The 14,697-nt window shown below is 60.9% G+C and carries 13 protein-coding genes; 8 read left to right on the top strand and 5 right to left on the bottom strand.

The genetic code is table 11. The features are described 5' to 3' along the window. Positions 1–47: 47 nt before the first annotated feature. Complete coding sequence (locus tag CO660_RS03750; protein ID WP_097597525.1) at positions 48–1,316, bottom strand: DUF892 family protein; 1,269 nt, start codon at positions 1,314–1,316, stop codon at positions 48–50. Between the two features lie 349 nt (positions 1,317–1,665). Here CO660_RS03750 and CO660_RS03745 point away from each other — a divergent pair, with 349 nt between their 5' ends. Next, positions 1,666–2,217, top strand: coding sequence for a DUF1003 domain-containing protein (locus CO660_RS03745; RefSeq protein ID WP_085777301.1), 552 nt, complete (start codon positions 1,666–1,668; stop codon positions 2,215–2,217). A gap of 349 nt (positions 2,218–2,566) precedes the next feature. On the opposite strand, the gene CO660_RS03740 is transcribed toward CO660_RS03745, so the two are convergent. Further along, positions 2,567–2,956: a limonene-1,2-epoxide hydrolase family protein gene (locus CO660_RS03740; protein WP_097597523.1), complete on the bottom strand. Its 390-nt coding sequence runs from the start codon at positions 2,954–2,956 to the stop codon at positions 2,567–2,569. Between the two features lie 80 nt (positions 2,957–3,036). Continuing rightward, entirely contained in the window at positions 3,037–3,777 is a 741-nt protein-coding gene (locus CO660_RS03735; protein ID WP_085777303.1) for an SDR family oxidoreductase, read from the bottom strand. A gap of 105 nt (positions 3,778–3,882) precedes the next feature. On the opposite strand from CO660_RS03735, the gene CO660_RS03730 reads away from it, so the two are divergent. Beyond that, positions 3,883–4,824 (top strand): LysR family transcriptional regulator, encoded by a 942-nt coding sequence (locus CO660_RS03730; protein ID WP_097597844.1) that lies wholly within the window; start codon positions 3,883–3,885, stop codon positions 4,822–4,824. 319 nt (positions 4,825–5,143) lie between these two features. Here CO660_RS03730 and CO660_RS03725 read toward each other — a convergent pair whose 3' ends face one another. Continuing rightward, positions 5,144–6,850 (bottom strand): adenylate/guanylate cyclase domain-containing protein, encoded by a 1,707-nt coding sequence (locus CO660_RS03725; protein WP_097597522.1) that lies wholly within the window; start codon positions 6,848–6,850, stop codon positions 5,144–5,146. A 1,182-nt stretch (positions 6,851–8,032) separates the two neighbouring features. Further along, positions 8,033–8,983 carry a LysR family transcriptional regulator gene (locus CO660_RS03715; RefSeq protein WP_097597518.1) on the bottom strand — a complete coding sequence of 317 codons (951 nt, stop codon included), beginning with the start codon at positions 8,981–8,983 and terminating at the stop codon, positions 8,033–8,035. Positions 8,984–9,081: 98 nt separating this feature from the next. On the opposite strand from CO660_RS03715, the gene CO660_RS03710 reads away from it, so the two are divergent. From CO660_RS03710 to CO660_RS03685, 6 genes are read left to right on the top strand one after another with little or no spacing between them, the layout of a single operon-like run. After that, positions 9,082–9,957: a dioxygenase gene (locus CO660_RS03710; protein ID WP_097597516.1), complete on the top strand. Its 876-nt coding sequence runs from the start codon at positions 9,082–9,084 to the stop codon at positions 9,955–9,957. Further along, positions 9,954–11,015 (top strand): maleylacetate reductase, encoded by a 1,062-nt coding sequence (locus tag CO660_RS03705; RefSeq protein WP_097597514.1) that lies wholly within the window; start codon positions 9,954–9,956, stop codon positions 11,013–11,015. The genes CO660_RS03710 and CO660_RS03705 overlap by 4 nt, the downstream gene beginning before the upstream one ends. Before the next feature lie 56 nt (positions 11,016–11,071). After that, a complete protein-coding gene (locus CO660_RS03700; RefSeq protein ID WP_097597511.1) occupies positions 11,072–12,352 on the top strand; it encodes an ABC transporter substrate-binding protein in 1,281 nt (426 codons plus the stop codon). 50 nt (positions 12,353–12,402) lie between these two features. Beyond that, positions 12,403–13,122, top strand: a complete 720-nt coding sequence (locus CO660_RS03695; RefSeq protein WP_097597509.1) for an ABC transporter ATP-binding protein — start codon at positions 12,403–12,405, stop codon at positions 13,120–13,122. Positions 13,123–13,124: 2 nt separating this feature from the next. After that, positions 13,125–13,844, top strand: coding sequence for an ABC transporter ATP-binding protein (locus CO660_RS03690; protein ID WP_097597507.1), 720 nt, complete (start codon positions 13,125–13,127; stop codon positions 13,842–13,844). Then, positions 13,831–14,694, top strand: coding sequence for a branched-chain amino acid ABC transporter permease (locus CO660_RS03685; RefSeq protein ID WP_097597505.1), 864 nt, complete (start codon positions 13,831–13,833; stop codon positions 14,692–14,694). Before CO660_RS03690 ends, CO660_RS03685 begins: the two co-directional genes overlap by 14 nt. The last annotated feature ends 3 nt before the right edge of the window (positions 14,695–14,697 follow it).

The following is a 14,697-nucleotide window of genomic DNA, read 5'->3' as shown; positions in this document are numbered from 1 at the left end:
GGTCGGCGCCTCTGACGCCTCCGCGGGTGCCACGATTACCAGCCACGTCAACGGACGCTGGCAGGCATTCTTGCCGCCGACATAAGGGGTTGAGCAAGCTGATCCAACAAATGGCCCGCATTCTGTTCCTCACCCAGCGACAATGTCAGCAATTGAGCGACCGCCGGCTGTGCAAGCTGAAGGGCAAGATTACGCGCGGTGGTGTAAGCGGCAATTTCGTAATGTTCGACGCGCAATGCTGCACCGATGAGAGCCAGATCTGCAGGAGCGTCTTCTCTCTTCTTGCCTTCCGCCATCACCTCTTCACCCTCCTCGATCAGGCCAGCCATTCCCTTGCAAGGTTTTGCTCTTGCCGCGGAGCCGAGTACTCGCAGACACTCGTTCAGCCGTTCGACCTGCGCTTCGGTCTCGGCAAGATGTTTCTGCAGCAAAGTCTGCAGTTGCTGGGAGCGGGCTGCCTTCTGCAGCTTGGGGAGCGCTTTGAGCAACTGCTTTTCGGCATGCAGCAGGTCGCGAAGCTCGTCCACGAGCACCGCCTCGATCCCTTCCGATCTTTCCGGCGGCGCGCTTCGCGCTTCGATCGACGGTGCAGTCTCGTCGGCGCCCTTGAATCCCTGGAACGCCGGAGCCTCGACGAATTTCCAGGGCTCTCCTTCGTTCCACGGACCGCGAACATCGACCTCGCCGAGGTCGCCTTCGCCCGTCGAATCGTTGAAGAATTGGTCGACGAGCCCCGGTGTGGGAGCGATTCTTCCAACACTGAGGGGAGGTTTACCCATGCTTTCGAGTGCGAGCTGGAATGCCCGCATATGGGTGATCTCTCTTGTCATGAGAAATTGCAGAGCGTCCTTCGTGCCGGAATCGCGGCAGAAGTCGATCAGGCGTTCATAGACGATCTTCGCACGGGCTTCGGCTGCGATGTTGCTTCGCAAGTCCACGTCCAGCTCGCCGGTTATCTTCAGATAGTCGGCCGTCCAGGGGTTGCCCATGGAGTTGAAGAGGTTCACGCCGCCGCCTCCAGCAATGGCAATCAAAGGATCGGCTTCAGCCTCCTCGCGAACGGACTTCAAGGGTTTTAGGTGCATTCTGGCAAGCGTGCCGACGATTTCGAGATGGCTGAGCTCCTCGGTGCCGATATCCATCAGCAGGTCTTTTCGCCCGGGATCCTCGCAGTTCAGGCCTTGGATCGAATACTGCATTGCCGCCGCGAGTTCGCCGTTGGCCCCGCCGAACTGCTCAAGGAGCATATTTCCGAATCGGGGATCAGGCTCATCCACCCGAACGGTGTACATGAGCTTTTTGACGTGATGGTACATGCCGCGTCCTCCTTTGAACTGGCCCAAAACCGCACTCGGTGACGAATGTTCCACACGGGCCGGCGGAGGAGGTAGCTAGTCACCCGGTCGTCAAGCGCGTGCAATCTTTCGGTCAAGCCTACTCGCCAGCGCAGAGTTGCCGCATGATACTTGATTGCTGTCTGAGTCGCCGCGTCCACAGTCAACTCCACTCAATGAGAGATATTGCAGAACGACGGCGGCAACGCTTGGCGCAAACTGCCGGGGCGACGTTCGCCCCAGGGAATTGCAGCCAACATTGAACCGGATCTTCGTAGGGCAGTTTTCGGCAAAGGTGGAAACCATCAATTACAGATCCGAGGATTGCGGAATGAACGACGACCATCCGGAGCGCAAAAGCCCGACAACACCGGCCGCGGAAGGATTAACGCCTGCGTTAACCCGTAACATCGAGGCTATCATGCAGCGCCGCCGGCAGAGCCAAAATGCAGCGTCTGCTCAGGAGCGTTCCGCTGCTTTGATCAGCAAGTTCGCCGGTTCCATGATGTTCGTCTACATTCACATCGTGTTTTACGGAGTCTGGATCATCGCCAACGTAGGATTGCTCCCGCAGGTTCCACCCTGGGACCCCTCTTTGGTGATTCTCGCTATGGAGGCTTCGGTCGAGGCGATCTTTCTCTCGACGTTCGTCTTGATCAACCAGAACCGAATGGCTGCACAAGACAATATCCGCGCCGACCTCGACCTCCAGATCAGCTTATTAAACGAACACGAGACGACACGCCTGATCGCCATGGTCGAAGCCATTGCAAAGAAGCTTGAAGTCCCGACCGAGGCGGACCATGAGGTCGAAGAGCTGAAGAAGGACATCGCGCCGGAAGCCGTGTTGGATCGCATCCAGGCGGAAGGGGAAGACAAGTAGAAGTGGCAATGTTCGCGCTGTAAAAGCGGGCGGATGTTGGTGCCTCGCCGTTGTTGTCGGCGCAGTAGACGGCCGCTGTCGGAAAGAGCTTGTAGGCGGCCACGGATGCCATGTTGATGATGTGGCCGCGGTTTCCGCTGAGGCTTGCGATGGCGGTGCGTGCGCCTTTGGCGCGCGCATACTGTATTGGCAGAAGGTTCACCCCTCCGTCGTCCTAGGGCCTGACCCGAGGACCCACGCCGCCTCCGCGACTGTGGCAATGGATTCAAGGCTCAAGGCCTGGAATGACGGTGAGTGGGGGGTGCGTTGCCGCCCGCTCGTCGTTGGCCCTCCAATATATTCCATTGAGTTATTTCCCGATGAGAGCCAACTGCCGATCGAAATCAGAGGGATCGAAATAGTCGCGCCATACGGTGATCGCTCCCTCCACGACCGTCAGCGTCCCCATGACCGGAAGTATGATTTTTCCACCACCCTCATGCAGGAACACATCAAGCCGTTCGTTAAGGACGACATTTCCGGCCGCCGCGATCTGTGTCACCGTCCAATCGACGGTGAACGTCGTTCCAATTCCGAAATCCCGGTGAAACTTTCGGACGTTCTCGCGCCCGACGATATTCGGGAACGGTACGTTGTCATACAGCACTTCTTCGGAGAGCATGGCGATCGCCTCGTCGATGTGGCCCGCGTTCCAGTGGCCGAAGAAGGTCAGGGCTGTCTTGGTCGGATCAGTCGACATTCAGTGAATTCCTTCTTGAAGGGTTCGAAAACCCGAGCGACAAATTTCAGAGAGTTCTGGCTCGCAATGCTGAAAAGCCTTCAGACCAGCCGCGATCCACCGTCCAGGTTGAGCGTCGCGCCATTCATCCAGCCATTCGCCATCAAGAACACGACTGCCGCCCCGGCTTCCTCAGCGCTCCCGAGACGATGTAACGGCAATGTTGCCCTGAGGCCCTCGACAAAGGCGTCGCGACCGTCGCCAAGTGCCTTGCCGAGCAGTGGAGTATCGATCGGACCCGGCGAAAGGGTGTTCACCCGGCGCGGCGCGAGTTCCAACGCCAGGCCGCGTGCCAATGCTTCCATCGCTGCCGAAGCGGCAGCGAGAACGGCGGTCCCATAGGCATTCGGCCGGTCGCCCAGTGCTCCGGAGATGAATGTCACCGAACCGTCGGCGGCGAGCCGGTCTCCAAGGGACCGAAGCGTATATATCGCCGCCCAGACGCGCTCTTCGAACGCGCGGCGGAGATGGTCGACGTCGGCTTCCAGCACCTTGCCGACGACGAAGCTTCCGGCCATCAAGACGAGGTGATCGACATGGTCGATATCAGCGAGCGCGGATTCGATGGCCGCGCGCTTGGTCACATCGGCCGCCCTCCAGCCACTGAGGCCATGTTGTTCTGCGGCTTGTTTTGCCCGTTCGGCGTCAGATCCGACCACGATGACTTTTGCGCCGAAGGACTTGGCTTGTGTGGCTGCGGCGAGGCCGATCCCCGAGGTGCCGCCGACGATGAGTATGGTTTTGCCTGAAAGGGTATCCGAGATGTTTGATTGAGTGCCCATCGCTCTGGCTCCGTTGTGGAGGCGCTCGATTGCGCCGATGGCCAGAAAGTAATTCCAATTGCCTCGATTGATAATTGGCCCAATATTCGCTTTACTCATGCCATCATGGCACAAATCGGTATAGAACGTCTCACGGGCCTGATTGCATTTGCGCGGGCCGCATCCCTTGGAAGCTACACGGCGGCAGCCCGCGCGCTTGCGGTGTCACCGTCGGCCGTCAGCAAGAGCGTCCAGCGGCTCGAGCAGCAGCTCGGCATTGTCCTGTTCCTCCGTACCACGCGCTCTCTGACGCTTACGCCGGAAGGCCGCGATCTGCACGATCGCGCGCTGCGTCTGTTGCGGCAGGCCGAGGATATCGAGCAGGCCGCAATGGCCGCCCGCGCCGAACCGTCGGGCATTCTCCGGATATCGGCACCACTTCCTGTCGGCGTGCATATACTCGGCCCGGCGCTTCCTCGCTTGCGCGAACGCCATCCGACACTCGCAATCGATCTGCGCCTGGGAGATCAGTTCGTGGACATGATCGAGGAAGGTATAGATGTCGCCATTCGGGTTGGAGCACTGGCCGACTCCCGTTTGAAGTCCCGACGGCTTGCGCCGCATCGCCTTTGCGCCTTTGCTTCGCCCGAGTATCTGAGACGACGGGGTACGCCTCGACATCCTGACGAACTGGCGGGGCATGACTGCGTCAATTTTCGCTTCCAGAGCTCGGGCCAGACACTTCGCTGGCCCTTTGCATCAGGAAAACGAGTCTTCGAGGCCACGCCGGAGATTGGGATCACGGTGGACACAAGCGATGGTGTCGCCGCTGTCCTCGTCGCCGGCGGCGGCGTCGGCATCTCTCCAACCTACATCGCCGCGCCCTATGTGAAACGCGGCGAACTCGTGCCGATCCTCGCCGCCTTCGCCGTCGACCGCTCCAGCATGATTGCACTCTGGCCAGAGAGCCGCCGCGCCAATCCGAATGTCAAAGCATTTCTGACATTTCTCGATGAGGTTTTCCCGGCGCGTCCACCTTGGGACGAGGTGGTGTTTGCCGGACAGTAGTGTTGCGGCCTGGGGTGGCGCTACCGGGAAGGCCAGACTTCGGCGCTGATCGGCTGTGGCCATGGATTCCAGGCCCGAGGCCCGGAATGACGAGGCCGGAGGTGCGTATTCGCCAACTCGCCGGCGGCGCGGCGCCTCGCAAACCGCTAGCGGTGATGTCTTATGGCGCAATCATCGCTAGCGCTGGTTGCTTCGCGCCTTGATCATGCGCCTCTTGCCGTTTCGAATAATGGCGCTGTGACAGAGATGGCAGAAACGCGCCGCCAGCGCATATCCGTTGATCAAGTCCTGAACGCGTCGGGATTGTCCCCGCCGGCTGTCACGTCTCCGGCAGGCCAGCCTTTCGGAAGCCGTCGACAAAGTGGTCTCGTACAGATGCATCGCGCAGCGGCTGGGAGCTGAGCCAATGGCCGATCGTGAAATGAGGGTGGGCGATCAGGAACAATTCTGCCTCTCGCCGCGCCTCCTCATGGTGGCCCAGCTGCGCAAGCGCAGCAGCCAGGAACTTGCGTGAGTTGGTGCGATACGTTTCTTTCCTGCGCAGTGTAGCGGTTGCCGCCTCATAGTCACCCGCAGCGTATTGCGCCTGGCCAAGATGACAAAGATACCAGCAGGCTGGATAGGGATTGAGCCGCAGAGCTTTTTCGATCTGCGCCAGTCCGTCGGCAATCCTGCCGTCCAGCACGGACATATCAGACATGGCGGCCCAGGTATCGGCGTGGTTGGGGTCGAGTTTCAGGGCCATGGCGAAGGCGGCCTCGGATTCCTCCCATCGCCGCTCATAAGCCAGAATGGTCCCCAGAACGTAACGGCAGCCGGCATCGTTGGGATCGAGGTCGACCGCCTTCTGTGCTGATGTCACCGCCATCCGACGGTTGGGATCTTCGGGCTCGCCGAAATGAGTCCAGGCAAGCCAACGGTTATAGGCGAGCAGACCGAGCGCCTCGGCATAGGATGGCTCGAGCTTGACCGCGCGTTGGAGCAGCATATAGGCCTCACGCTCGGTTTGCGGCGACTCTTCCGTCAGCAGGCGGGCGCGCACACACAGATCGTAGGCCTCGAAGTTTTTCGGCCGATTGCGCGGCGTCGGAATGGTCAGCCGGCCGACGAGAGCTTCAACAATCTTGGCGTTGACCTCATCCTGCAACTCGAAAACATCTTCCAACGTCCTGTCAAACCGTTCGGCCCACAAGTGCTGGCCGCCAAGCGCGTCGACCAATTGGGCATTGATGCGGACACGGCCCATAGCGCGTCTGGCGCTCCCCTCGAGGACGTAGCGGACGCCGAGTTCCTGGGCGACGAGCCGTACGTCGATCGGCTTGCCTTTGTAGCCGTAGACGGAATTGCGCGCGATGACGAACAGGCCAGCCGTGCGGGAAAGGTCGGTGATCAGGTCTTCAGTCAAGCCGTCGACGAAAGGCTCGTCCGTTTCATTCCCACTCATATTCGTGAACGGCAATACAGCGATCGAGGGATTTTCCGGCAGCGGCAATATGCTCTGCAGCGCATCCGGCCAATGCCACACGTGGACTGGGCGGGTCAGGTTCTTCAAATAGCGTTCACCTGCATCGAAGAACTGGTCGGCGATCTCGCCGACGATCTCGCCGTGAACGCTTGATGAAATGCAGATACCTCCCGGCGCGGCCTGCGTCTGGAGGCGCGCCGCGACATTGACCCCGTCGCCGAGGACGTCTGAACCGTCGTCGATGACATCTCCGAGATTGACGCCCACGCGCAAAAGCAGGCGCCGGTCTTCGGAACCCTCAACAGCGGTGGTGGCTCGTTGCATTTCCAAGGCCGCGTCGACCGCGTCCACCGCGCTGGCGAATTCGATAAGGAAGCCGTCGCCCACGACCTTGAAGATGCGACCATTGTGACGCAACACAGCCGGCTCGATAACGCCGGAACGGAGTTCCCTGAGGTTCTCAAGCGTTGCGACTTCATCAGCCTCCATCAGGCGTGAATATCCCACCACATCGGCAACGACGATGACGGCAAGGCGACGCTGAAGAGAATGATCCGTCATTTGAGGACAAGCCCCACGACCAAGTTCCCAAATTATTGTTCAAGCGCGGGTGAGTCAACAAAAGGTAAGGGCTAAAGCCCAGGCGACCTCCACCTCCATCAAGCCGCATCCCTCTTTGTGGCCGCCGGCGTCGAGTGGACGACACGGAAATAAGGATCCATGGAAAGCCGACGGTTCTTGAACGTCTGGGGGCGGCGAGCGGCTGGTGGCGAGCGGCGGCTTCCGCTGAGATGGGAATGAAAAGCGCGCGCTTCTTCAGCGCGCGCATACTCGGATATCGGTTCACCCACCCTCCGTCGTCCTCGGGCTTGACCCGAGGACCCACGCCGGCATCATCGGCTGTGGCCAAGGATTCCAGGCTCAAGGCCTGGAATGACGGAGGTTGAGGGTGCGTTTCCGCCCAACTCGCCGGCGGCGCAGCGTTTGACAAATCACTACAATTATCGGCTTTGGCGCAATCATCGCTGGCGCTGTTTGCTTCGCACCTTGACTAGGCGCGTATTGCCATTTCGAATAACAGCGTTGTGACAGAGATGGCTGAAATGCGCCTCCATAGCGACCATTGCGGAGATCACAAAATTCTTGTTTATCTGCCTAACTGAAATCGCAGCCTAACAAACCGGCAGCTCATGTTCACGCAATCTGACCCAGCATACCCTACGATTTTGCCGCCGGAATTCGCAGTCGCGCTTATCTTCGTCGTGAACTTAATTGCGCTTTGCGCGGCGTTTCTCGCCTCAATAAACATGCCCCGCCTCAAATGGTTGCCGCATGTCATCATATTCGTATGGCTTGCTTGTTCACCTATTTTGGCAGCCTTTTTAGCGTCGCCGGACATGCGCCCTGACGAGAGCACTGGCCCTGGCGCTGGCTTCGTTCTTTTGCCGGTTCTCGGAGAGGTGGCAGCGTGTCTATTGGGATATGTCTTAGTCGGCGTGGCGCATGCTTTTTCGAAGATAATTTTGCTTGTGAAACTCTCTCTTGAGAGCCGATAGGCCGACGACCGCTCCCGGCCCCAAATCGGTCATTCCTTCTCGGCCGCAGCCGAGCCTGCTGCTGGAACATTTGAGATAGTGGGCTTCTAGCCAAGAACGCGGTCTCGGTTCGTCCATCAACTGCAAAAGCAAATCTTAGATCACTGCTGCAGGCTTGTGGCAGACCGACTGATTTTAACGGGGGCTCTCAAACTCCCCAAATCACCGACTCCTCATGACGTTTGATCAAGTGCCGAAGATCTTGGAAACCCAGGCGGACGAATTCGGCAAATTGATCGACGGCGGGAGCTCGTGGAGCATCGACGCGCTTGAGGATCGCAAGTGCGCGCTCTGGATGAGGGATCGTGATTGGCAGTGCGGTGATCGTCTTTTCCTTGCGCTGCGCGAAGACGACGCTGTGCGGCATGATGGTCAGCGCATCCGCCGATTTCAGATAATTGATTACACTCATCAGCGAGCCGCCGCTGTAGCGGATCTTGATCTCGGTGGCGCCGAAGGAGAGCAGCAGTGCGCGCAGGTCCGCCAGCAGCGGACTTCCCGGTGGCGGCGCAATCCACGGATAGTCGAGCAGATGGCTCGGCTGCGGCCGCCGTTTCAGAAGCAGCGGATGGGTTACCCGACAGGCCACGACATTGCGGCCCGGGAGGATCTGCTGGAATTCGAGCCCGGAACCCTCGTCGAGTATGTCGATCGGGCATATGGCGAGGTCGATCTGATCTGCCTTCAGCGCTGCGCGCAGATCCGGGAAATAACCGTAGCTTTGATCGATCCGCACGTCCGGACGGCTTGTCTGAAACTCTGCGCACAGCCCGGCAATCAGCGCATCCATGAAGAAGGGCGTGCCGCCGATCCGCACGACGCCGCTCTTGCCGACGCGGAAGCTTTCGACGAGATCGGAGGCCTTGCGCGAGGCTGCGAGCATGACCAGGCCGTGCTCGGCGAGCGAAAGTCCAAACGGCGTCGGCTGCAATGGCCGGCGACCCTTGACGAAGAGCGGCTCGGCCACGCGCTTCTCCAACATGGACAAGGTGCGCGACACGGCAGGCTGAGCGAGGCCCAGTAAGGCCGCACCTTCGGTTACGCCCCCTGTTTTGACAACGGCGGCAAGCTGGATCAGGTGACGTTCATCGAACTTCATAACAATCCGTTATATTGTTTTGCAACAAAATCATCAATCCATGCAATTCCGACTGCTAGTATCAATCTCGGATACACGTGAGATCGTGGAGGATGAGCATGGCGGAGCGTGCAAAGGCGCTCACATTCAGCGAGGCGACGTCGGCCGAGGTTTTCTCGGAACGCTTCTCCGCCGGCAGTGACGGCAATCTGTCACGGCTGATCGCTGCCGCCGTCATCCATGTTCATGATCTCATCAAGCAGTTTCGCCCGACCCAGGACGAGTGGCGCAAGGTTATTGCCTTCCTGACCGATGTCGGCCATGCCTCGGACGAGCGGCGACAGGAATGGGTGCTTCTGTCCGATCTCATCGGCGCGTCGGCCCTGGTCGAGGAAATCAATTCGCGGCGACCGAAAGCGGCGACGCCGAATACCATTCGCGGACCGTTTTTCCGCAATGATGCGCCAGCAAGGGTATCGGGCTCTTCGATCTCGCTCGACGGCATCGGCGAGCCGCTGGCGGTGGCCGTGCGGGTGCAGGATCTCGATGGCCTGCCGATCGCAGGCGCCGAGGTCGTAACTTGGCAGGCGAATGCCGAGGGCTTTTACGAGAACCAGCAGCCGGATTTGCAGCCGGAACATAATCTGCGCGGCCTCTTCCATACCGATATCGACGGACGGTTCCATTATCGCTCCGTCATGCCGTCGGGTTATGGCGTGCCGGACGATGGCCCGGTCGGGCGGCTGCTCGCCGAGGCGGGCTATCCGCTGCGCCGCCCGGCGAACCTGCATTTCGTCGTTCGTGCCAAGGGCTTCGAGACGATCACCACCCAGATTTACGATGCGAGCGATCCACACCTTGGCGAAGACGCCCTCTTCGGCGTGCGGCCCGAGCTCATTGTCTGCTTCGAGCCGTCCGAGATCGATGGACAGCCCGCCAAGGCGTTGAGCCTCACCTTCGTGATGGTTCGAGCAAAGCCGGGGAGGGCGGCATGACCCAGGATTTTTCCTATGCGGGCAGTCCCGCCCAAATCGTCTTCGGTGCCGGCAGCCGCAATCGGGTCGCGCAATGGGTCGCCAAAGCCGGCCGCAAGCGGGCCTTGATCCTCTCGACGCCGCATCAGAAGGCTGATGCAGACGCGCTGGCCGAAGAGATCGGGCCGCTTGCCTGCGGCGTCTTCTCAGGCGCGACCATGCACACGCCCGTCGAGGTGACGGAGGCGGCGATGCGGGTGGTGGCGGAAACCGCGGCGGACTGTGTCGTCTCCCTCGGCGGCGGATCGACGACGGGGCTCGGCAAGGCGATTGCCTATCGCACCGATCTTCTCCAGATCGTGATTCCCACGACCTATGCCGGGTCGGAGGTGACGCCGATCCTCGGGCAGACCGAAGGCGGCCGCAAGACGACGGTGCGCGATGCCAGCATATTGCCGGAGATCGTGATTTACGACCCCGCGCTGACGCTCGGCCTGCCGGTCGCCATGAGCGTGACGAGTGGCCTGAACGCGATGGCCCATGCCATCGAAGGGCTTTACGCGCAAGACCGCAACCCGATTTCCAGCCTGATGGCGCTGGAAGGCCTGCGCGCCTTTGCCCGAAGCCTGCCGGTTATCGTCAACGATCCCAAGAACGCTGAGGCGCGCAGCGATGCCCTTTACGGCGCCTGGCTCTGCGGATCGGTGCTCGGCACGGTCGGCATGGCGTTGCATCACAAGATTTGTCACACGCTCGGCGGTTCCTTCGATACGCCGCATGCCGAAACCCATGCGGTGATGTTGCCGCATACGGCCGCCTTCAATGCCGCAGCCGCGGCATCGGAGCTGGCAGGAGCGGCCGATATTTTCAGCGGCGCCATCGGTGGCGGGCTCTGGGATTTCGCAAGGGCGATCGGATCTCCCTTATCGCTCAAGGAATTCGGGCTGACAGAAATCGATCTCGATCGCGCGGCTGCGATTGCTGTCGAGAATCCCTACTGGAATCCGCGGCCGATCGAACGGACTGCGATCCGCCAGCTTCTACAGGACGCTTGGGAGGGCCGGCGGCCGACGGACTGAGACACAGGCGCCTGCGGGCGCACTCTTTGGGAGGAGAGACAATGGGAGGAGGAAACATGTTCACGAGACGCGATTTTCTGAAGACGACGGCGGCCGGCGGCGCATTGATTGCAACCTCGGGCCTGCCCATGCCGGCGATTGCCAAGAATGCGGCAATCAAGCTCGGCTATGTCAGCCCGCAGACGGGGCCGCTCGCCGCTTTCGGCGAAGCCGACAAGTTCGTCATCGATGCCTTTCTGGCGACGACGAAGGCAAAGGGCCTGAACTACGAGGTCGTGGTCAAGGACAGCCAGTCGAACCCGAACCGCGCTGCCGAGGTCGCAAAGGAGCTGATCGTCGACAGCCAGATCAACCTGATGCTCGTATCCTCGACGCCGGAGACGACCAATCCGGTTTCCACGACCTGCGAGGGCGAGGAGATGCCCTGCATTTCCACGGTCGCGCCGTGGCAGCCCTGGTTCATCGGCCAGCAGGGCAATCCCGGCGATCCGGCCTCCTGGAAGCCCTTCAATTACGCCTATCATTTCTTCTGGGGCCTTGAGGATATCATCGCCGTCTTTACCGGCATGTGGAGCCAAATCGAGACGAATAAAAAGGTCGGTGGCCTGTTCCCGAACGATGGTGACGGCAATGCCTGGGGCGACAAGGTCGTCGGCTTCCCGCCGGTCCTGGAAAAGCTCGGCTACGGGCTGACGGATACCGGCCGCTACCAGAACCTCACGGATGATTTCTCGGCGCAGATCAACGCCTTCAAGCAGGCAGGCACCGATATCCTGACCGGGGTGATGATCCCCCCCGACCTCACCACTTTCTGGAACCAGGCCAAGCAGCAAGGCCTGAAGCCGAAGGTCGCCTCGATCGGCAAGGCGCTTCTCTTCCCGCAGACCGTCGAAGCGTTGGGAAACGCAGGACACAATCTATCGACCGAGGTTTGGTGGACCCCGACGCATCCGTTCAAATCGTCGCTGACGGGCGAGACCGCAGCCGCCGTGGCGGCTGCCTTCACCAAGACAACCGGCCGACCATGGACCCAGCCGATCGGCTTTGCCCATGCACTGTTCGAGCTCGCCGTCGATGTCGTGACGCGGACCGAGGATGCGGGCGATGGCGATGCCGTCGCCAAGGCGATCGGCGAGACCAAGCTCGACACGCTCGTCGGGCCGGTTGCCTGGGGCAACGAGAAGCTGCCGCCGTTCGCGCAAAAGAATGTCGCCAAGACGCCGCTGGTCGGCGGCCAATGGCGGCTGAAATCCGGCGGCGGCTACGATCTCGTCGTCGTTGAAAACGGCCTGGCGCCCAACGTACCGCTTGGCGGCAAGCTCGAAGCCCTTGCGTGAAAGGAGGGTTGCCCGGCACTCGGTCGGGCGGCCGCCAACGGAGAACGACAATGCCCCTACTGGAATTGAAGGGAGTCTCGAAGTCGTTCGGCGCGCTCGTCGTCGCCGAGGATATCGGCTTCTCTGTCGAGCCTGGCGAGGCGCTCGGCGTCATCGGGCCGAACGGCGCCGGCAAATCGACGCTGTTCAACCTTATCAACGGCAATCTCTCCGTTGCCGGAGGATCGATCCAGTTCGACGGCCGCGATGTCACCCATGTGCCGCCGATGCAACGTTGCCTTGCCGGCATGGGCCGCACCTTCCAGATCCCGCAGCCTTTCGCGCGTCTGACGGCCTATGAAAACCTGCTGGTTGCCGGTGCTTTCGGTGCCAAGGCGAGGGAAAGCGATGTCTCGGCTTCGTGCGCGGACATCCTTGTCGAGACCGGCTTGATCGCCAAAGCCAATGTGCCTGCCGGATCGTTGACCCTGCTTGAACGCAAGCGGCTGGAATTGGCGCGTGCGCTCGCCACCCAGCCGAAGCTGTTGCTTCTCGACGAGATCGCCGGCGGACTGACGGAAGGCGAATGCCGCCAGCTCGTCGCGACGATCAAGCGGGTTCACCAGCGCGGCATCGCAATCATCTGGATCGAGCATGTGCTGCATGCTCTTACTGCTGTGGCCGAGCGCATCGTCGTGCTCAATTTCGGCCGGGTGATCGGCATCGGCAAGCCCGATGCGATCATGGCTTCGAGCGAGGTGCGCGAAATCTATCTCGGGATGGAGGTCTGACGATGAGCCTCATCGAAACTCGCGGCCTCACGGCCTCCTACGGCGATTTCCAGGCCGTGCTCGGCGTTGATATCAGGCTTGAGGCGGGCGAGACCATCGCCATTATCGGCGCCAATGGTGCGGGGAAATCGACATTGATGCGCTCGATCGCCGGTGTCATCGCCAACAAGCCCGATATGGTCCTGCACCATGGCGAGCCGATTGGGGCAATGCTTGCATCCGATGTCGTGCGGCGCGGCATCGCGCTCGTGCCGGAGGGGCGGAAGTTGTTCCCGTCGCTGACGGTCGAGGAAAATCTGCAGATCGGCCGCTATGGCCGCCGCGTCGCTGGACCTTGGACGCTCGACAGCATCTATTCGCTATTTCCGGTCCTGAAGGAGAGAAGCCGCAATCCGGCGACGGCGCTCTCGGGCGGGCAACAGCAGATGGTCGCCATCGGCCGGGCGCTGATGTCCAATCCGGAGGTTCTTCTGTGCGACGAGCTGAGCCTCGGCCTCGCCCCCGTGATCATCAAGGACATTTATGCCGCCTTTTCCCATATCCGCGCTGCGGGTGCGGCCACCGTCATCGTCGAGCAGGATATCGCCCAGGCGCTGAAGGTGGCCGATCGTATCTACTGCATGATGGAGGGCCGCATCACCCTGACCGGCCGCCCCGCAGAACTCGATCGCGCCGATATCCATGCGGCCTATTTTGGAGCGGACACCCATGAACTGGCTTGATACGCTTCTGCAAGGTGTTCTGCTCGGGGGGCTCTATGCGCTGTTTGCGGCAGGTCTCAGCCTCGTTTTCGGCATCATGCGCCTGGTCAATCTCGCCCATGGCGATCTCATCGTCCTGGCGGCGTTCCTGATCCTGGTACTTGTTTCTTTGTTGGGGCTTAATCCCTTCCTGGCTGCGCTGATCGCCGCACCCTTGATGTTCGCCGTCGGTTGGCTGCTACAATATCACCTGCTGAACCGCACCCTTGGCAAGGACATCCTGCCACCCTTGCTCGTCACCTTCGGCCTGTCGATCGTCATTCAGAACGGTCTGTTGGAGGGCTTCACGGCCGATAGCCGGCGGATCTCCGCGGGCGCCCTCGAAACGGCTTCACTCCAATTCGGTGGTGTGGGCGCCGGCCTGATGCCGCTCATCACCTTTGCCTCGGCAGTCCTCGTCATCGTCGGTCTCAATCAGCTCATCTACCGCACTGAGCTCGGCTGCGCCTTCCGGGCCACCTCGGACGATGTGGTGACGGCGAGCCTGATGGGCATTCGGCCGAATACGATCTTCGCCGTCGCGACCGGCCTTGCGATGATGATCGTGACGGTTGCCGCGCTTTATCTCGGTATGCGGGCGAACTTCGATCCGACGGCTGGGCCGGCGCGGCTGATCTACGCCTTCGAAGCCGTCATCATCGGTGGTCTCGGCTCGCTTTGGGGCACGCTTGCAGGCGGCGTCATCCTGGGAGTTGCCCAGACGGTCGGCGCTGCGGTCAATCCCGAATGGCAGATTCTTGCCGGGCATATCGCCTTCCTGCTCGTGCTGCTCTTCCGGCCGCGCGGTCTTTTCCCTCGCGCCGTGGATTGAGGG

It is taken from the genome of Rhizobium sp. L9 (assembly GCF_002531885.1).
Classification (GTDB): domain Bacteria; phylum Pseudomonadota; class Alphaproteobacteria; order Rhizobiales; family Rhizobiaceae; genus Rhizobium.
The sequence above is the reverse complement of the archived record's forward strand: the minus strand, read 5'-3'. Positions and strand labels throughout refer to the sequence as shown.